This is a genomic window from Streptomyces sp. NPDC087428 (assembly GCF_044744085.1).
Lineage (GTDB): Bacteria > Actinomycetota > Actinomycetes > Streptomycetales > Streptomycetaceae > Streptomyces.
Map to the genome: position 1 here is coordinate 167,341 of NZ_JBIUXR010000013.1, position 17,862 is coordinate 185,202.

Sequence of the window (17,862 nt, forward strand, 5' to 3'; positions counted from 1 at the left end):
GCCTCTTCTCCTGGTCGTGGGGTGTGCGCGCCTGCCGGGTTCCCGAGGCGACGCGGTCCGGGTCGGGCGATGCTGCCGCCGCACCCTACCTTCGGGCGAAGGACGGTACGGCCGCCTGCGGAGTACGGCCATCCGGAGCAAGGAGCACCGGTCGCGGGGCCCTGCTCACACCTGCGGGTGAGGGTCCTCGGGCGCCTGGCCCTCCTCGACCGGTTCGGCGCCGCGAGCCTTGAGCACCGGAGTGATCAGCAGCTCGTAGATCCCGGTACCGACGAGTCCGCCGATGAGCGGCCCGACGATGGGGATCCACCAATAGTTGCTGAACCACTGGAACTTCCCGGGGAAGGCGATGCTCCCCCACCCTTCGAGGAAGGTGAACAGGCGGGGTCCCAGATCGCGGGCCGGGTTGATCGCGTACCCGGCGTTGGTTCCGAAGCACATGCCGATCGCGACGACCACGAGGCCGATGAGGAACGGCCCGAGGTTGGACATCGGCGCCGTGTTGCGCTTGTCGACGAGCGCGCAGATCAGCAACAGCAGGAGCCCGGTGCCGACGATCTGGTCGAGCAGCGGCCCCCACCACGAATCCCCGAAGTACTTGGCGGGGAAGGTGGCGAAGATGGAGTAGGTGTCGAGCGACTGGCTCCGCCCGCCGCCCGCCTTCTTGATGAACGCGTCGATCGCCCAGCGGTAGGTGGCGTAGACCAGCGCGGCCGCGGTGAAGGCGCCGAGGACCTGCGCGAACCAGTAGGGGATGACCTTCCGCCAGGGGAAGGACCGCCGGGCGGCGAAGCCGAGCGTCACCGCCGGATTGAGATGGGCGCCGCTGATGCCTCCGGCGACGTACACACCGAATACGACGGCCAGACCCCAGCCCCACGAGATGATGAGCCAGTTCGGAGCCCCGAAGGGGACGACTTCGCGGCCCGAGCCCGACAGCCCTACGACGGCGACAGCCACTGATCCGAGGCCGAACATGATCAGCACGAAAGTGCCGAGGAACTCGGCGAGCATTTCACCGCCCAGGCCCGCCCGGTAACCGCGTCGACGTACAACCAGTTCAGCCATCGGCTCTCCTTGGTGGATGAAAACGACCCCCCACCCCTACTCGAAAAGTAGGCAGGCCGAAGCTCGCCCGAGTAAGCCTTGCGACCCGTCACGGACTTTCCCCCCGGATGGAGTAGCGCCGGGCGGCGCACCGGGAGTGACGCCGTGGCACCGGAGTCACCGCTCGGGTCGCCGTCCGCCGGTCCGTGACGGGTAGCGGGGCACGGGCGAGGTCAGCCCCTGACGGCCGCCAGGGCATCGAGGTCGCAGCGTGCAGACCGGGTGCGAGGGGACGGCCGCGGCCCCTCGCACCCGTGCGGGCCGGTTCAGCCCAGCCGTAAGTGGTGCAGCATCATGAGCCCGGCGGCCATGCCCGCGGCCGGTACCTCGCCGCGGGCGATCAGGTCGGGCACCAGCTTGAGAGGTATCCACTCGCGGCGCGAGGACTCGAAGGCGTCACAGGGGTCACCGGTCCAGTCGGCCCGCTCGCCCCAGTAGAAGTGGTGCCGGGCGTCGGTGAGTCCGTTCGACGGTTCGACGGTCAGCAGCGGGCGCAGCGCTCCGGGGCGCCAGCCGGTCTCCTCCTCCATCTCCCGGGCTGCCGCCTCGGCGATGCTCTCGCCGTCCTCGACCACGCCCGCGGCGAGTTCCCAGCCCCAGCTGTCGGTGATGAACCGGTGCCGCCAGAGCAGCAGGACCTCGTTCGCCTCGTTGACGACGGTGGCCGCGGCGACAGGGCGGAGCCGGATGACGTAGTGGTCGAGGTGGTCACCGTCGGGAAGGACGACATCCGCCAGATTGACCCGGAACCAGCGATTCTCGTACACAGTTTGTTCGTTCAGGTTCGTCCACTGCACAGTTCTGCCACCTTCTGACTAGTAGGTGGCCATATCGCAGCAGACCTGCGCTCACAGCGGTACGCGCAGTGATCCGTCGATGAGCTCCGCCGCCCGTTCCGCGTCGGCGCTGCCGCTCGCGACCAGCCGCTCCCGCACCGACCGCAGCCGGTCGCGCAGCCGCTGCGACTCCATGCCCCTGGCCCGTTCGGCCATCTCGGCGGCCGTGACCGCCGCCCGGTCGGCCTCGCCCTGCCGCAGCTCGATCGTGGTCAGCATGGCCAGCCGGTGGACCCGGCCCCGGTCGTGCGCGGGCGTGCGCACCGCGGCCGCCGCGTGCTCCCTGGCCGAGGGCAGGTCCCCGAGGCCGAGCAGCGCCTCCGCCACCTGGACGTTGACCAGGCCCGGCTGGACGTACCCCGTCTCGTCCGGCTCCTGGCCCGGCCGGATGCGCTCGGCCTCCGACTCGGCACGCCGGATGGACTTCAGGGCGCTGCTCCCGTCACCGAGATGGGCGTACGCCTTGGCCTGCATCGCGTGCAGATCGGCCGCGAGCGCGGGGGTGATGTCGCGTCCGGCGGCCCGCAGCGCCGCCTCCGCGAAGGCGACGGACTGCCGGTAGTCGGCCAGGAACAGCGACTGGTTGACGAGCAGCGCGATCACATAGCCGCCGAGCCCCCGGTCCCCGCTCGCCTTGGCCAGGCGCAGCGCCTGGTGGAAGTAGCGCTGGGCGAGCCCGTGCGCGTCGGAGTCGTAGGCGCAGATGCCCGCCACGGCGACCAGCCCGCCCGTCGCACGGTGCAGTTGGCGCCCCATCGCGTCGCTGTAGCCGCCGCGCAGCAGCGGAGCGGTCTCGGCGTTGAGGAAGCCGACGATGCGCGAACGCGTCGCGATCCCGCCCGCCTTGCGGTACATCAGTTCGTAGTGGGCGCGGGCGGCGCGCAGTGTCGCTATGTCGGCCATGCTGACCCGGGTCGGACCGGCGCGGGACACATCCGCGTCCTCCGGCGGGTTCTCCCACTCCCACACGGGCATCACCGCGGTGGTCCCGGTGACGGCCGGGACGGCGACGACGTGCGGGCGCTGCTGTTCGTCGGAGCGCCACAACGCGGTGGCCCGCTCCACGAACCCGGTGAGCGAGCAGCCCTGCGCGGGCGGCCGGCCGCCGTGTCCCGCCATGCCGACGTCGTCGAGCGAGACGGCCCTGCGCAGGCGGTTGCCGAGCACTTCGCAGATCAGGTCGGGCACCTGGCCGCGCGGCCGCTGGCCCTTCAGCCAGCGGGCGACGGCGGTGTGTTCGTAGCGCAGGCACAGCCCCCGGCCGCGGCCGGCCTGGTTGACGTGCGCGGCGAGCCCGGCCCGGGAGACACCCGCCTCGTCGATCAGAGCCTCTAGCAGAGTGTTGGGCTCCATTGCCCCCATTGCCCCCTCCGGTGGGTCGGCACGCCAGGACGTGTCGCCCAAGTGGAGCACGATTCACACGGGGTGTGAACGGAATGCCCGAACCGTCCCGCTGCGCACTCTGTTGCGCCGGTCGGCGACTCGCTTGACTGAGTCCCTCGCAAGAGGCGGCCGGGTCGTCTGCTCCCCCTCGTACAGCACGACGACCCGTACGCGCGCCGTCCGCTCTGCCGACCTGCCCGACGCTCCGCGGCAGCGCGGACGGCGCCGGATCGCACGACCCACTGCCCACGGATCGGAGGGTGGCTGCGGGGTCGGCCGGGCACCGGGTTCCCCCGGACCCGGTGCGGGCCCGTGTGCGGTCCGCCGCCTCCGGGCGAGCACACAGGAGGGGCGTATCCGGTGACCGGATACGCCCCTCCTCACCGTGCGTGGAACCGCGTGCGGCGTTACGCGCCGCGCAGCGCCGCGCCCGTGCGCTCGGCGGCCAGTGCCACCGCGGCGTCCCGGGCCGCGGTGGCCTCCTCGACGGTCAGCGTGCGGTCCGCGGCACGGAACCGCAGCGCGTACGCCAGGGACTTGTGGCCCCCGCCGATCTGCTCACCCGTGAAGACGTCGAACAGCCGCAGCGATTCGAGGAGTTCGCCCGCGCCCTCGCGGAGCGCCTGCTCCACCTCCGCGGCCGGCACGTCCTGCCCGACGACCAGCGCCACGTCCTGGGTCGCCACCGGGAAGGTGGAGATCCGGGGTGCCTGGAGGGCGCCGTCGACGGCCTGCTCCAGGACGTCGAGCCCGACCTCCATGGCGCAGGTGCGCTCGGGCAGGTGGAGCTCCTTGATGACCCGCGGGTGCAGCTCACCGGCGTGCCCGAACAGGGTCTCCTCGCCGTCGACCGTGACGTACAGCGCGGCGCAGCGGCCGGGGTGCCACGGGGCGTACCGGCCGGCGCGGACCGTGAGCTCGACACCTGCCTCCCGGGCGATGGTGCGGGCGGCCTCGACGGAGTCCGCCCAGTCGGCCGGGCGGCCCTTGCCCCACCAGCCGGCCTGCTCGCGGGCGCCCGCGAGGACGACGGCGGCGTGGCGCGGCTGGCGCGGCAGCGCGGCGTCGAGCGCGGCGATCTCCTCGTCGGAAGGGCGCCGGTCGACGGGCAGCCGGACAGGCTTGGTCTCCTGGCCGGTGGGCCGGAAGACGAGACCGGTCTCGAAGAGCGCGAGGTCGTGGCTGCCGCGGCCGTCGTTGCGCCGCAGTGCGCCGAGGAGGCCCGGCAGCAGCGTGGTGCGCAGCGACGGCTCCTCGTCGGAGAGCGGGTTGACGAGGCGGACCGTACGGCGGCGGTCGTCGTCGGCGTCCAGGCCCAGCTGGTCCAGGACCGCCTCGCCGGTGAACGGGTAGTTCAGCGCCTCGACGTATCCGGCGGCGGCGAGCGCCCGGCCGATCCTGCGGTGCAGCCGCTGGCGCTCGGTGAGCCCGCGGCCGGACGGCGGTGTCGGGAGCGTGGAGGGGAGGTTCTCGTAACCCTCCAGCCGGATGACCTCTTCTGCCAGGTCGTTCGGCTCGCCCAGGTCGGGCCGCCAGGACGGTGCGGTGACGAGCAGCTCGTCCTGTCCGTAGACGTCGCAGCCGACCTCCTGGAGGCGGCGTACGACGGTCTCGCGGCCGTAGGCGACACCGGCCACCCTGTCGGGGTGGTCGGCCGCCATGGTGATGGTGCGCGGTCCGGACGGGGCGGTCACCTCGGTGACGCCCGCCTCCGCGGTGCCACCGGCGAGCAGCACCAGCAGGTCGACGGTGCGCTGCGCGGCAGCGGCGGCGGCCTCGGGGTCGACGCCGCGCTCGAAGCGCTTGGACGCCTCGGAGGACAGCTTGTGGCGGCGCGCGGTGCGGGCGATCGAGATCGCGTCGAAGTGCGCGGCCTCGATGACGACCTCGGTGGTGCGGGTGCCTTCCGCGGCGTCCGCGATCTCCGTGTTGGCCCCGCCCATGACGCCCGCCAGGCCGATCGGCCCGCGGTTGTCGGTGATGACGAGGTCGGCCGCGTCCAGGACGCGGACGGTGCCGTCGAGGGTGGTGAGCTTCTCGCCCTGGTGGGCGCGGCGCACCCCGATCGGACCGTCGACGCGGGTCCGGTCGTAGGCGTGCAGCGGCTGGCCGAGTTCGAGCATCACGTAGTTGGTGACGTCGACCGCGAGCGAGATCGGCCGCATCCCGGCCTTCTGGAGCCGGCGCTGCATCCAGATCGGGGAGCGGGTCTCGGGCTGAAGGCCGACCACGGTGCGCGCGGTGAAGCGGGAGCAGCCGACCGGGTCCGCGACCTCGACCGGGTAGCCGTACGCGTTCGGCGCGGGCACGTCGAGGAGGGCCGGGTCGCGCAGCGGCAGGCCGTAGGCGATGGCGGTCTCACGGGCGACGCCGCGCATCGAGAGGCAGTAGCCGCGGTCGGGCGTGACGGCGATGTCGAGGACCTCGTCGACGAGCTGGAGCAGCTCGATCGCGTCGGTGCCGGCCTCGTGCTCCGGCGGCAGCACGATGATGCCCTGGGTGCCGTCGTCGCCCATGCCGAGCTCGTCGGTGGAGCAGATCATGCCGTGCGAGGTCTTGCCGTACGTCTTGCGCGCGGCGATCGCGAAGTCACCGGGCAGCACGGCGCCGGGCAGGACCACGACGACCTTGTCGCCGACGGCGAAGTTACGGGCTCCGCAGACGATCTCCTGCGGCTCGCCGGTGCCGTTGGCGGTGCCGACGTCCACCGTGCAGAAGCGGATGGGCTTCTTGAAGCCCTCCAGCTCCTCGATGGTCAGTACCTTTCCGACGACCAGCGGGCCCTTGAGGCCGGCGCCGATCTGCTCGACCGTCTCGACCTCCAGGCCGACGGCGACGAGCTTGGCCTGTACATCACGGCCGGTCTCGGTGGCAGGCAGGTCGACGTACTCCCGCAGCCAGGAAAGCGGGACGCGCATCAGATCTCCATCCCGAAGGGCCGGGTGAACCGGACGTCACCCTCGACCATGTCTCGCATGTCTTCTACGTTGTGGCGGAACATGAGCATCCGCTCGATGCCGAACCCGAAGGCGAATCCGCTGTACTTCCGGGGGTCGACGCCGCAGGCGATGAGCACCTTGGGGTTGACCATGCCGCAGCCGCCGAGCTCGATCCAGCCCTCGCTGCCGCAGGTGCGGCAGGGGCGGTCCGGGTTGCCGACGGACTCGCCGCGGCAGACGTAGCAGACCATGTCCATCTCGGCGGACGGCTCGGTGAACGGGAAGAAGTTCGGCCGCAGCCGGGTCTTCATGTCCGGGCCGAAGAGCGCCTGGACCATGTGGTCGAGGGTGCCCTTCAGATCGGCCATGGTGAGGCCCTCGTCGACGGCGAGCAGCTCGATCTGGTGGAAGACCGGGGTGTGCGTCGCGTCCAGCTCGTCGGTCCGGTAGACCCGGCCGGGGCAGACGACGTAGACGGGGGGCTCGCGGTCGAGCAGCGTGCGGGCCTGGACCGGCGAGGTGTGGGTGCGCAGGACGACACCGGACTCGTCGTTCTTCGCGCCGTCGGCGCCCTCGACGAAGAAGGTGTCCTGCATCTGCCGGGCCGGGTGGTCGGGCACGAAGTTCAGGGCGTCGAAGTTGAACCACTCGGCCTCGGCCTCGGGGCCCTCGGCGACCTCGTAGCCCATGGCCACGAAGACGTCGGCGACGCGCTCCATGATCGTCGTCAGCGGGTGGCGGGCGCCGGCCGGGGTGCGGTCGTAGGGCAGCGTGACGTCCACCGCCTCCTCGACCAGGACCCGGGCGTCCCGCTCGGCCTCCAGCTCCGCCTGGCGGGCGGCGAGCGCCCTGCCCACGGCGGCGCGGGCCTGGCCCACGCGCTTGCCCGCCTCGGCCTTGGCCTGCGGCGGCAGTGCGCCGATCTCGCGGTTGGCGAGCGACAGGGGCGAGGTACCACCGGTGTGCGCGGTCTTCGCCTGGGCGAGCGCGTCGAGGTCGCCCGCGGCGGCGAAGGCGGCGAACGCCTCGTCCCGGATGCGCTCGATCTCTTCCGGTTTCAGTGCCTCGACCTCGACTGGGTCGTACGACTTGTTCGGTGCCGACATCTCTTCCCGTACTTCCGATTGGCGGGTACTGCGCTGACGACCTGGTGCGCGATGGAGAGCGGATCAGGCCGTTACCGGGGTATACCCCGGACCTCCGTGGCCCCGCTCGACGCCCGGAGGACACAAAGGTGCCAAGGGTCGAGTCTAAGGGTCGCGGGATGTGTGGGCCGCCCGTGGTCCGCCCCGGCCCCGCTACTTCATGTAGGCCGGCGTGCTCACGGGCAGGATAAATCGGAACTCGGCGCCGCCGCCGGGGCCGCGGCCGACCGTGATCGTGCCGCCGTGCGCCTCGACGATGCCCTTCACGATGTAGAGGCCCAGGCCCGTGCCACCGCGTTTGCTCCCCCGCCAGAAGCGGGTGAAGACGCGGCCCATCGACTCCTCGGGGATACCGGTGCCTTCGTCGCTCACGGTGACGGCCGTTCCCTTCTCGTCGCTCTTGGCCGGTGCGGGTGCCACCTCGATGGTGACGGTTCCCTCGCCGTGGCGCACCGCGTTTTCCAGCAGGTTGCCGAGCACCTGGTCGACCTTGTCCGGGTCGGCCCAGACGGCGGGCAGCGGCTGGCAGGTGCGGACGAGGAAGCGGTCCGGCTCCTGGCCGTTCGCGGTGAGGGCCTGGATGTGGCGCTCCACCGCGGCCGAGAGGTCGACGGGCTGGCGGCGCAGCTCCAGGCGCCCCGAGTCGATCCGGGAGATGTCGAGCAGTTCCGTGATGAGCCGGGTGACCCGGTTGGCGTCGGCGTAGACGGTCTCCAGCATCAGCCGCTTCTGGTCGTCCGTGAACCGCTCCCACTTGGCGAGCAGCGTGGCGGTGAAGCCCTTGACGGAGGTCAGCGGCGAGCGCAGCTCGTGGGCGACGGTGGCGATCAGTTCGGCGTGGCTGCGCTCGGTGCGGCGGCGGGCCTCGGTGCCGCGCAGGCTGATCACCAGCCGGCGGACGGGCCCGGTCGGGCTCTCGCGTACGTAGCGTGCGGAGACGAGGACCTCGCGGCCGCCGGGCAGCAGCAGATTCCGTTCGGGCTGGCCGACCCGGGTGGCGAGGCCGCCGTAGGGGTCGGTCAGCTCCCACCAGCGGCGGCCCTTGAGGTCCTCCAGCGGCAGCGCGTGCTCCAGCGGGCGGCCGAGGGCGGCGGCCCTGGGCATGGCGGTGATCCGTGCGGCGGCGGCGTTGAAGCAGATGACCCGGCCGGTCTCGTCCGCGACGACGAGACCGTCGGGAAGGTCGTCGGGATCCAGCGGCTGGTCACCGGGTCCGATGTGCGGGACGGACACCCCGTCCGGGTCCGCGGCGGCGCGCACATCGGGCGCGTGTGTCGTCTGCGGTCCGCTCATGCCGACAGCCATATTCCCGTACCCCACCTCTCGAACCGGTGCAGTGGGCCCCCGAGTTCGTCACCCTACTAGGCGTCGGTGACGGAGCGACACCCTGCGGGGCGCTCCGCCGGGGAGCGGCCGTCCGGGGCGGGTCAGCCGGCGCTGCGGCGCGGGCGCTGGGCGCGCGCGGAGGCGTACAGGCAGACGGCGGCGGCGGTGGCGAGGTTGAGGCTCTCCGCCTTGCCGTGGATCGGCACCCGCACGACGGCGTCGGCCAGGGCCCGGGTCTCCTCCGGCAGGCCCCAGGCCTCGTTGCCGAAGACCCAGGCGGTGGGGCCGCCCATGGTGCCCGCGTCGAGCTCGTCGTCGAGGTCGTCCTCGCCCGCGCCGTCGGCGGCGAGGATCCGTACCCCCGCCTCCCGCAGCCCCCGCACGGCCTGTTCGACCGGCACCCCGACGGCGACCGGCAGGTGGAAGAGCGAACCGACCGACGCGCGCACGGACTTGGGGTTGTAGAGGTCCACGGAGGCGTCGGTGAGGACGACGGCGTCGGCGCCCGCAGCGTCGGCGCAGCGCAGCACCGTACCGGCGTTGCCGGGGTCGCGGACGTTCGCCAGGACGGCGACCAGTGCGGGGCGTGCGGCGAGGATCGACTCGAAGGGCGAGTCGAGGAAGCGGCAGACGCCGATCAGCCCCTGCGGGGTCACGGTCTGCGACACGTCGGCGAGCACCTCGCTGTCGGCGAGGTGGACCCGGGCGCCCGCCGCGAGGGCCGCGTCGATGATGGACTCGTACCGCTCGGCGGCCTCGACGGTGGCGAAGAGCTCGACGAGGGTCGCCTCGCCGTCGCTGCCGCGGTGCTCCGCGGCCTCGCGCACGGCCTGTGGCCCCTCGGCGATGAACCTGCGCTCCTTGCCGCGGAAGTTGCGCCTGGCCAGCCGTCGGGCGGCGGCGACCCGTGGCGATCGCGGGGAGATCAGTTCGGGGGTGCCCATGGTCGGCGGCGAGCCTCTCTGCGGTACGAAGGTCCGGTCGTGCGGCGCACCTGACGAGGGTGCGGGTGGTGCAACGCACCGGACCCGCAGACGGCGAGCGCCTGCGGGTCCGGCTCAATACCAGGAAGTGCGGCCCTGGGTCAGGCGGCCTTCGGGGCGTTGACGTCGCTCGGGAGGGCCTTCTGGGCAACCTCGACGAGGGCGGCGAACGCGTTGGCGTCGTTGACCGCGAGCTCGGCCAGGATCTTGCGGTCCACCTCGATGTTGGCGGCGTTCAGACCCTGGATGAGGCGGTTGTACGTCATGCCGTTCTGGCGGGCAGCGGCGTTGATGCGCTGGATCCACAGCCGACGGAAGTCGCCCTTGCGCTTCTTGCGGTCGTTGTAGTTGTAGACCAGGGAGTGGGTGACCTGCTCCTTGGCCTTGCGGTACAGGCGCGAGCGCTGACCGCGGTAGCCCTTGGCGGCCTCGAGGGTCGCCCGGCGCTTCTTGTGGGCGTTTACTGCCCGCTTGACGCGTGCCACTTGTTAACTCCTTGTAGCGGGGCCGTGGTCGTACTCACACGGCCCGGAAACGAATTGGTCCCGGTCGGATCGAGGGCGCGCTCCCGGCTTTCGCCGGGGGCGACGGCCTCACTTGCCGAGAAGCTTCTTGATCTTCTTGGCGTCGGCCGGAGCCACGACGACCGTGCCGGACAGCGAGCGGGTCTTCTTGGACGACTTGTGCTCGAGAAGGTGGCGCTTGCCGGCCCTCTCGCGGAGCACCTTGCCGGAGCCGGTGATCTTGAAGCGCTTGCTGGCACCGCTGTGCGTCTTGTTCTTCGGCATCGCGCCGTTCTCTCCTCGTCAGTGGCGCCCCTCCCGGTGCGGGCACCGGGCCACAGGGGCGTCAGATCTTGGTGGGATTCCGGGGGGACCCGGGGGCGCCTGGATGGCGGCCCCAGGAGGTCACGCCTCGGAGGGTGTCTCGGCCGGAGCCTCGGAGGACGCTTCGGCCGGAGCCTCCGCAGCCTCGTCCGCAGCCTCGGCGTCCGGGGTGTACCCCTGACGCTCCGCCTTGCGGGCGGCCTGGGCCTCGCGGGCCTCGGCCATGGCTTCGGTCTTCTTCTTGTGCGGGCCAAGAACCATGATCATGTTCCGGCCGTCCTGTTTCGGGTTGGACTCGATGAAGCCGAGTTCCTCCACGTCGGAAGCGAGACGCTGGAGCAGTCGGAAGCCCAGCTCGGGGCGGGACTGCTCACGACCACGGAACATGATCGTGATCTTGACCTTGTCGCCCTGCTTGAGGAACCGGACGACGTGACCCTTCTTGGTGTCATAGTCGTGCGGGTCGATCTTCGGCCGGAGCTTCATCTCCTTGATGACCGTGTGCGCCTGGTTCTTGCGCGCCTCACGGGCCTTCATGGCCGACTCGTACTTGAACTTCCCGTAGTCCATGAGCTTGCACACGGGCGGACGGGCGGTAGCCGCCACCTCGACCAGGTCGAGGTCGTACTCCTGTGCAAGTTCCAGGGCCTTGGCAAGCGGGACAATCCCGACCTGCTCGCCACTGGGACCGACAAGTCGCACCTCGGGTACGCGAATCCGGTCGTTGATGCGGGGCTCGGCGCTGATGGATCCTCCTCGGTAGCACCACGCGGCCGCCTGGCGGACAGCCACGTAACGTCTGTTTCGACAGACCAACCGTGCAGAGGCCAAGAAAAATGCCCCGGACGGGACACAGGCGGGGCTCCTGGAAAAACCGGAACACCGCCGCGGTCAACCGCGGGGCGCATCGGGCGGCTCCATCGTCCGTACGGAACGATGGGCGCCACCTGACCGGTGACCCGCCGTCCAGGGGACGGTCAGGTGGGAGATCGGAGCCTCCACTTGTGGGCCGGGCACATAGATGCCCAGCCGGTCGTTACACAAGGTTAGCAGCTCCCCCGGGGTGGTGCGAACCTCGCGCACGAGGCCGTGACTCCTGGGGTCAGGGGTGCGGCTCCCGGGGAGGAGGGCACCGGGCCGTGGGCCTATCGTATGGGGCATGAGCGACACGACCCCCACCACTGATTCCCCCGGCTTCGACGAAATGGCCCGCGACATCGCGGAGGTGCCGGCGGTCGAGGTGATCGTGACGGTCGCGGTCAACCTGATGAGCGCCGCCGCCGTGAAACTCGGACTGACCGAGGACGACGAGCACAAGGACCTCGACGAGGCCCGCAAGCTGGTCCACGCGCTGGCCGGTCTGCTCGACGCGAGCACCACCGAGATCAGCTCCTTCCACGCGGCTCCGCTGCGCGACGGCCTGAAGTCGCTCCAGCTGGCGTTCCGCGAGGCCTCCCTCGTACCGGACGAGCCCGGCCAGGGCCCCGGCGAGAAGTACACCGGCCCGGTCTTCGGCTGAGCCGCACCCCTTCCACAACCGTGAGCCCCCGCCCCGCGGCGGGGGCTCACCGCTTCCGGGACCGCGGCTCAGACCTCCGCGGCCTGCCTGGCCGGCGGGAACAGCAGCGTGGCGCCGACGACGCCGCCCACGCGCCACGCGATCCAGTACGTCACCCCGGTTCCGCGACGCTCCGACCCGGCGCACCGTCGCGCGTCCTGGGCCGGTGAGGCGATCAGCGAGTGAACAGGGCGTCACCCGGTGCGTTCGCGTCGGCGGGGAGCAGCGCCAGGTCGAGCCCGCGCACCAGCCGGGCCCGCAGCACCTCGCTGGCCGCCAGCGACCGCGCGACCCGTCCCGCCGCCTCCGCGGGGTCGGCGTCCGCCGCCAGTACCAGGGCGAGGATGCCGTCGGCGCGGCCCGGACCGAGGTGGGCTCGGAGCACCGCGGGTTCCGCGGCGACGGCGTCCCGTACCGCCGAGGTGACGGCGGGGTCGTCCAGCGGGTCGGCGCTGGTACGGCCCTCCGCGAGGGCCAGCAGGGCGGAGCCGGTCACCTCGAAGGCCACCGGACCCGCGAGGTCGAGGACCACCGTGTCCGCCTTCTCGTGCACGGCGGCCTGGAGTGCCTGGTGCAGGGGTACGGCGACGGGGCGGGCCCGCGGGTCCCAGCGGGCCAGTGAGGCGGTGGAGGTGAAGGCGGGCAGGGCGCGGCGGTCGCCGGCCTGGAGGGTGGGGACGGCCATGTCGCTCGTCTTCTCCCGGCGCAGCCCGCCCACCGGGCTCTTGCCCCCGCCCGTGCCGGACGCCGGGCGGCTCACCTCGACGTCCTCCTCCACCTCGCCGAGGACGGCCACCACGGGGACCAGCAGCCGGGCCCCCCTGAGCGCTGCGAGCACCGGGCCGACGGCCTCGCGGTTCTCGGCCCAGGCGGCCAGGGCCGCGGTCAGGGCGGGGTCGGCCGTGCCGTCGTCGTCGGAGTATCCGGGGTCCGGAATGTTCTTCTGCGCCACAGGGCGAGGGTAGTACCTGGCCATTCTCATCCGGCCGACAGGTCTGTCTCAGCCGGTTCCCAGCCTGGGTTCCTAGCGTGCGGACCATGCCCCGACACAGAATCCGCCGCTCCGCCCTGTCCGCGTCCGTGACGGCCGCGGTCCTGCTGGCCGGCTCGGCCGCCGGCGGCGCGTATCTGGCCGGCCGGTCACCGGATCACGCGCCCGCCGCCGTGGCTTCCGTATCGTCCGTGTCCCCGGCCGCGACCGCACCGGTCACGGAGCCGACGAGCGAGGAGCCTGCGGTGGATCTCGACGCGGAACTGGCCGGGGCCGTCGAGCCGCTGCTGGCCGGCGCGGACGGGGCCGCCGTGTCGGTGGCCGTGCTGGACAGCGGGAGCGGGGCGCGTGCGGTCTACGGGGGTGCGGACGCGGCGTACGAGACCGCGAGCATCGTCAAGGTCGACATTCTGGCGGCGCTGCTGCTCCGGGCCCAGGACGAGGAGCGTGAGCTGACCGCCGGTGAACGCGGCCACGCGGTGACGATGATCGAGAACAGCGACAACGACTCCGCCACCGCGCTGCTGGCGGCGGTCGGTGGTGCGGCGGGACTCGACGCCGCCAATGAGCGGCTCGGGCTCACCTCGACGACCGCCGCGCACGCCTGGGGGCTGACCCGGACGACCGCGGCCGATCAGCTGACGCTGCTGGAGGCCGTGTTCGGTACGGATGCGGGTACGGCGCTGAGCGCGGATTCCCGTACGTATCTGCGGGGGCTGATGGAGCGGGTCGAGGCCGACCAGCAGTGGGGGGTGTCGGCCGCGGGCAGCGGCTGGGCGCTCAAGAACGGCTGGATGCCGCGGACCGCCACCGGGCTGTGGAACATCAACAGCATCGGGCGGGTGACGGCCGGCGGACACACCTATCTGGTGGCGGTGCTCTCCGGCGGCCAGCGGACCGAGGAGTCGGGGATCGCGCTCGTCGAGTCGGCGGCGAGGGCGGCGGTCGGGGTGCTGAGCGCCGCGGACTGAGTGTCCTGTCGCCGCGGCGGGAGCCCGCCCGAGCGGTGCGTCCGTCAGCGGCGCGCGAACACCGGCCGGCCGTTGCGACCGCGCCACAGCACCACGGCCAGTGCGAGCAGGACCGCGCCCAGGCCGCCCGCCGCCGGGGCGAGCCAGCCCGCGGGGCCGTCGCCCTTGCGGGGCGGGGTGGGGCCAGGTCCGAAGTACCGCTTGCGGTAGCCGGCCGCGGTGGAGTCCGTGGAGTCGGAGCGGAGCCCGTCGGGGCGGAGCGCGGCGCCCGCCTTGATGGCCGCGGCCGGGTCCACGATGCCGTAGCCCCGGGCGTCGTCCCTGCCGTCCGAGGGGGAGCTGCGCGCGGTGTCCGTGAGGAGCTTCTTGATCTGGGCGGGCGGCAGGCCCGGGTGGGCGGCACGGACCAGCGCGACCGCGCCGGAGACGAACGCGGAGGCTGCCGAGGTGCCCCACTCCACGTAGTACTGCCGGTCGGGGGCGGGGACGACGATGTCGACCCCGGGGGCGCTCACGGCGGCGTACCAGCGGCGGGTGGAGAACGAGGCGTGCGTGCCGTACCGGTCGACGGCGGCGACGGCGATCACTCCGGGGTAGGCGGCGGGGTAGGAGATGTGGTCGCCCTTCTCGCCCCCGTTGCCGGACGACGCGACGACGACCGCGCCCTTCTTCAGCGCGTACTGGACGGCGGCGTCCTCACCGGGCTCCGGATGGGCGGACTCGCTGTCGTCGCCCAGGGAGAGGTTGATGACGTCGGCGCCGTGGTCCGCGGCCCAGCGGATGCCGTCGGCGAGGGCCGTGCCGCGGGACTTGCGGGCCTTGGCCCGGTCCGGGTCGCTCGCCTCCAGGATGACCCGGACCGGGAGGATCTTCGCCTGCGGCGCGATGCCGAGCACCCCGTCGGCGTTCCCGTCCCCGTGGCCCCGGCCGGCGATGATCCCGGCCATCGCGGTGCCGTGCCGTGCCCACGACCGGTCGCCGCGCCCGGCGCCGAAGCCGATCATGTCCTTGCCGGGCAGTACCTGGCCCGCCAGGTCGGGCAGGCTGCCGTCCACCCCGGTGTCGACGACGGCGACGGTGATCCCCTTGCCCCGGGTGGTCTGCCAGGCCTGCTCGGTGTGGAGCGCGTCCAGGCCCCACTGCTGCGCCCGGATGGTGTCCGCCCGCGCCGGTGACGCGGGCAGCAGCGCGAACGCGGTGGCGGCGCAGAGCGCCGCGACGACGCGGCGGTGACGGGCACGGCGGGTCGCTCCGGGCACTCGGGTCACTCGGGCTTCTCCGTGAGGTCGGTGACGGTCCTGCGCAGGCCGCGCTCGACCCGGTCGGCCAGGCCCTTGGCCTCGTGGCCGAGCCCGGCCTGGGCGGCGGCCGTCGTGGCGTTCGCGGCCATGGCCTTGTCGGCGGGCTGCGGCGTGGTGACCGTCCGCCCGTCGGCGAATCCGGAGACGGCGAACACCACGACGGGCACCTCGGCCAGGACGTGCACGGTCCAGCTGGCGCGCTGCCTGTCGCCGAATCCCGCCGCGGGCGTGTTCCTGACGGGATACGCGCGGGGCATCAGGTCGGCGCGTCCGTCGAGGTGCTGATCGGTGAACCGGGTGCTCAGCGCCCGCATGGCATCGGCGTCGCCCTCGGTGAAGAGCAGTCCGACCGTGGTGACACTGCTGGACGTCGCGTCCCGGTAGGTGGCGCGCAGCAGCCGGGCGCAGCCGGCCGGGCGGAGCGTCTTGACCAGCAGCGGGTCCAGTGCCGTCGTGCAGCCGCTGTCCGGGGCGACGGCGAGCCTGGTCCAGACCCGGTCGGAGCCGCCGGGTCCCGCGCCGGTCCCCTTGAGGGTGCGCGGGAAGAGGGTGTCCACGGGCACGCTGTGCCAGGCGGCGCGGCCCGCGGTGTAACTGCTGTGGGCCGCCGGATCGGCCGAGGAGTCGCTGATCAGCCAGCTGCCGGTGGCGGCCCCGCCGATCAGCCCGAGGCCGAGCACCACGCAGACGGCGGCGGCCGCGGTCCTGAAGGGGTGCCGGGCCCGCACGGGGCGGAGCCTGGTCGTGGTCTCGGACGGCATCTCGGCCGGGGCGTGGTGGTGCGGTGGCCGGAAGGCGGGCGGCGCGGCGTGGCCGTCGGTCCACGGGGGCGGTGTGCCGAGGTCCACGGCGCCCACCGGGCGGCGCCGGGTCGCCGCGGGAGGCGCGGCGGGGGGCGGCGGGAAGGCCGGAGCGGCGGGGGGCCCCGCCGGGTGCGCGGGGACGGGTGGCACGGGGCGGTACGGGGCGGTCGGCTCGGCGGCGGGCGCCGGTTCCGCGGCGGGCGGTACGGGCGCGACGGGTCCGGGTACCCGGCCGGGCGGCGGGGTGGTCGGGCGTGGCGGGACAGGAGCGCGCTGCGCCTCGGTACTCATCAGCCCCCCTGGTCCGTCCGTACCGCACGCGGATCGCCGCCACAGGCAGGCTCGTTGCTCGCCGCGTGACCGTCACTCTACGGGCTGGGGTGCCCCTGAGGGGAGCAGGCCGCGGACCGCCGGACCGATCTGCGCAGATCGTCCCCCTACCCAGCGGTACAGGTGTCTGGCAAGCTGCGGCCATGACTGCCCGCGCCGCTGACCGGACCCGCTACAACCGGGCCACCGCCCATCTCGATGCCCCGATCGCCGTCGTCGATCTGGAGGCGTTCGACGCCAACGCCGATGACCTGGTACGCCGTGCGGCCGGGAAACCGATCCGGGTGGCGAGCAAGTCGGTGCGCTGCCGCGCGCTGCTGGAGCGGGTGCTCGCACGGCCCGGTTTCGCCGGGATCATGTCGTTCACGCTCGCGGAGTCGCTGTGGCTGGCGCGGGCCGGATTCGAGGACGTGCTGCTGGCCTACCCGTCGGCCGACCGGACGGCCTTCGCGGAACTCGCCGCGGACCCGAAGCTGGCCGCGGCCGTGACGGTGATGGTGGACGACCACGCACAGCTGGAGCTGATCGACGCGGCACGCGCCGGGGGCACCGAGGAGATCCGGGTCTGCCTGGAGCTGGACACCTCACTGCGGATGCTCGGCGGCAGGGTCAGGATCGGGGCGCTGCGCTCGCCGTTGCGCTCCCCCGCCCAACTGGCCGAGCTGGCCCGGTCCGTGGCCCGCAGGCCCGGTTTCCGGCTGGTGGGGCTGATGGCGTACGAGGGCCATATCGCCGGGGTCGGCGACTCGTTGGAGGGGCGGCCGCTGCGGTCCCGGGCGATCCGGCTGATGCAGGCCGCGGGCCGCCGGGAACTGGCGGTCCGGCGGGCCGAGGTGGTGCGGGCGGTACGGGCCGTGGCACCGGACCTGGAGTTCGTGAACGGCGGCGGCACCGGCAGTGTGCAGCAGACCGCCGCGGAGCACGCGGTGACGGAGATCGCGGCCGGTTCCGGCCTCTACGTACCGCGGCTGTTCGACAACTACACCTCGTTCACGGCCCGTCCGGCGGCCCTGTTCGCCCAGCCGGTGGTGCGCAGGCCCGGGGTGGGCGTGGTGACGGTGCTCGGTGGCGGCTACCCGGCGTCAGGTGCGGCCGGACCGGACCGGCTGCCGGTCCCGTACCTCCCTGAGGGGCTGCGTTACGACCCGCAGGAGGGCCCCGGTGAGGTGCAGACACCCCTGCTCGGCGCCCCGGCCGACGATCTGCTGATCGGCGACAAGGTGTGGTTCCGGCACGCGAAGGCCGGCGAACTGTGCGAGCGGTTCGACGCGTTGCACCTGATCGAGGGGGACCGGGTGACGGCGACCGTGCCGACGTACCGGGGCGAGGGCCGCACCTTCCTCTGAGCCCGGGGAGGGGCGG

General features: G+C 72.8%; 16 protein-coding genes. 3 read left to right on the forward strand and 13 right to left on the reverse strand.

The annotated features are described in order from the left end of the window. Positions 1-165 precede the first annotated feature (165 nt). The 10 genes from ACIO3R_RS27510 to infC all read right to left on the reverse strand — a co-directional run bounded on the left by ACIO3R_RS27510 (position 166) and on the right by infC (position 11,338). Positions 166-1,068 (reverse strand): MIP/aquaporin family protein, encoded by a 903-nt coding sequence (locus ACIO3R_RS27510; RefSeq protein WP_385035794.1) that lies wholly within the window; start codon positions 1,066-1,068, stop codon positions 166-168. Between the two features lie 305 nt (positions 1,069-1,373). Beyond that, positions 1,374-1,904 (reverse strand): NUDIX domain-containing protein, encoded by a 531-nt coding sequence (locus ACIO3R_RS27515; protein ID WP_385035795.1) that lies wholly within the window; start codon positions 1,902-1,904, stop codon positions 1,374-1,376. Positions 1,905-1,955: 51 nt separating this feature from the next. Further along, positions 1,956-3,296 carry a transcriptional regulator gene (locus tag ACIO3R_RS27520; protein WP_385035796.1) on the reverse strand — a complete coding sequence of 447 codons (1,341 nt, stop codon included), beginning with the start codon at positions 3,294-3,296 and terminating at the stop codon, positions 1,956-1,958. A 437-nt stretch (positions 3,297-3,733) separates the two neighbouring features. Continuing rightward, positions 3,734-6,244 (reverse strand): phenylalanine--tRNA ligase subunit beta, encoded by a 2,511-nt coding sequence (pheT, locus tag ACIO3R_RS27525; protein ID WP_402109489.1) that lies wholly within the window; start codon positions 6,242-6,244, stop codon positions 3,734-3,736. Then, entirely contained in the window at positions 6,244-7,371 is a 1,128-nt protein-coding gene (gene pheS, locus ACIO3R_RS27530) for a phenylalanine--tRNA ligase subunit alpha (RefSeq protein ID WP_362966108.1), read from the reverse strand. Before pheS ends, pheT begins: the two co-directional genes overlap by 1 nt. Before the next feature lie 192 nt (positions 7,372-7,563). Further along, complete coding sequence (locus ACIO3R_RS27535; RefSeq protein ID WP_402109493.1) at positions 7,564-8,715, reverse strand: ATP-binding protein; 1,152 nt, start codon at positions 8,713-8,715, stop codon at positions 7,564-7,566. A 122-nt stretch (positions 8,716-8,837) separates the two neighbouring features. Then, the gene (locus ACIO3R_RS27540; RefSeq protein WP_385036571.1) at positions 8,838-9,680 is read right to left on the reverse strand and encodes a TrmH family RNA methyltransferase; all 843 of its coding nucleotides are present in this window, start codon (positions 9,678-9,680) and stop codon (positions 8,838-8,840) included. 140 nt (positions 9,681-9,820) lie between these two features. Further along, a complete protein-coding gene (gene rplT, locus ACIO3R_RS27545) occupies positions 9,821-10,204 on the reverse strand; it encodes a 50S ribosomal protein L20 (RefSeq protein ID WP_362966114.1) in 384 nt (127 codons plus the stop codon). Between the two features lie 108 nt (positions 10,205-10,312). Continuing rightward, on the reverse strand, positions 10,313-10,507 hold the full coding sequence (gene rpmI, locus ACIO3R_RS27550; RefSeq protein ID WP_362966116.1) for a 50S ribosomal protein L35: 195 nt from the start codon (positions 10,505-10,507) through the stop codon (positions 10,313-10,315). A 120-nt stretch (positions 10,508-10,627) separates the two neighbouring features. Next, positions 10,628-11,338, reverse strand: a complete 711-nt coding sequence (gene infC, locus ACIO3R_RS27555) for a translation initiation factor IF-3 (protein WP_221198178.1) — start codon at positions 11,336-11,338, stop codon at positions 10,628-10,630. A 367-nt stretch (positions 11,339-11,705) separates the two neighbouring features. On the opposite strand from infC, the gene ACIO3R_RS27560 reads away from it, so the two are divergent. After that, complete coding sequence (locus ACIO3R_RS27560) at positions 11,706-12,065, forward strand: DUF1844 domain-containing protein (protein ID WP_385036572.1); 360 nt, start codon at positions 11,706-11,708, stop codon at positions 12,063-12,065. Positions 12,066-12,279: 214 nt separating this feature from the next. Here ACIO3R_RS27560 and ACIO3R_RS27565 read toward each other — a convergent pair whose 3' ends face one another. Next, the gene (locus tag ACIO3R_RS27565) at positions 12,280-13,056 is read right to left on the reverse strand and encodes an SseB family protein (RefSeq protein ID WP_385036573.1); all 777 of its coding nucleotides are present in this window, start codon (positions 13,054-13,056) and stop codon (positions 12,280-12,282) included. Positions 13,057-13,142: 86 nt separating this feature from the next. On the opposite strand from ACIO3R_RS27565, the gene ACIO3R_RS27570 reads away from it, so the two are divergent. Then, positions 13,143-14,066: a serine hydrolase gene (locus ACIO3R_RS27570; RefSeq protein WP_402109500.1), complete on the forward strand. Its 924-nt coding sequence runs from the start codon at positions 13,143-13,145 to the stop codon at positions 14,064-14,066. A 44-nt stretch (positions 14,067-14,110) separates the two neighbouring features. Here ACIO3R_RS27570 and mycP read toward each other — a convergent pair whose 3' ends face one another. Both mycP and ACIO3R_RS27580 read right to left on the reverse strand, forming a co-directional pair. Continuing rightward, on the reverse strand, positions 14,111-15,334 hold the full coding sequence (gene mycP / locus ACIO3R_RS27575) for a type VII secretion-associated serine protease mycosin (protein ID WP_402109502.1): 1,224 nt from the start codon (positions 15,332-15,334) through the stop codon (positions 14,111-14,113). Then, entirely contained in the window at positions 15,331-16,215 is an 885-nt protein-coding gene (locus tag ACIO3R_RS27580; RefSeq protein ID WP_402109610.1) for a hypothetical protein, read from the reverse strand. The genes mycP and ACIO3R_RS27580 overlap by 4 nt, the downstream gene beginning before the upstream one ends. Positions 16,216-16,643: 428 nt before the next feature. Between ACIO3R_RS27580 and ACIO3R_RS27585 the strand changes: the two genes are divergently transcribed. Further along, positions 16,644-17,846 carry an amino acid deaminase/aldolase gene (locus ACIO3R_RS27585; RefSeq protein WP_385036576.1) on the forward strand — a complete coding sequence of 401 codons (1,203 nt, stop codon included), beginning with the start codon at positions 16,644-16,646 and terminating at the stop codon, positions 17,844-17,846. Positions 17,847-17,862: the final 16 nt, after the last annotated feature.

Bases quoted from the DNA above. Each gene is read 5' to 3' on its own strand.
- ACIO3R_RS27560 (WP_385036572.1), top strand. From the start codon at position 11,706: ATGAGCGACACGACCCCCACCACTGATTCCCCCGGCTTCGACGAAATG.
- ACIO3R_RS27510 (WP_385035794.1), bottom strand. From the start codon at position 1,068: ATGGCTGAACTGGTTGTACGTCGACGCGGTTACCGGGCGGGCCTGGGC.
- ACIO3R_RS27520 (WP_385035796.1), bottom strand. From the start codon at position 3,296: ATGGAGCCCAACACTCTGCTAGAGGCTCTGATCGACGAGGCGGGTGTC.
- pheS (WP_362966108.1), bottom strand. From the start codon at position 7,371: ATGTCGGCACCGAACAAGTCGTACGACCCAGTCGAGGTCGAGGCACTG.
- ACIO3R_RS27535 (WP_402109493.1), bottom strand. From the start codon at position 8,715: ATGGCTGTCGGCATGAGCGGACCGCAGACGACACACGCGCCCGATGTG.
- ACIO3R_RS27540 (WP_385036571.1), bottom strand. From the start codon at position 9,680: ATGGGCACCCCCGAACTGATCTCCCCGCGATCGCCACGGGTCGCCGCC.
- ACIO3R_RS27570 (WP_402109500.1), top strand. From the start codon at position 13,143: ATGCCCCGACACAGAATCCGCCGCTCCGCCCTGTCCGCGTCCGTGACG.
- ACIO3R_RS27585 (WP_385036576.1), top strand. From the start codon at position 16,644: ATGACTGCCCGCGCCGCTGACCGGACCCGCTACAACCGGGCCACCGCC.
- pheT (WP_402109489.1), bottom strand. From the start codon at position 6,244: ATGCGCGTCCCGCTTTCCTGGCTGCGGGAGTACGTCGACCTGCCTGCC.
- rpmI (WP_362966116.1), bottom strand. From the start codon at position 10,507: ATGCCGAAGAACAAGACGCACAGCGGTGCCAGCAAGCGCTTCAAGATC.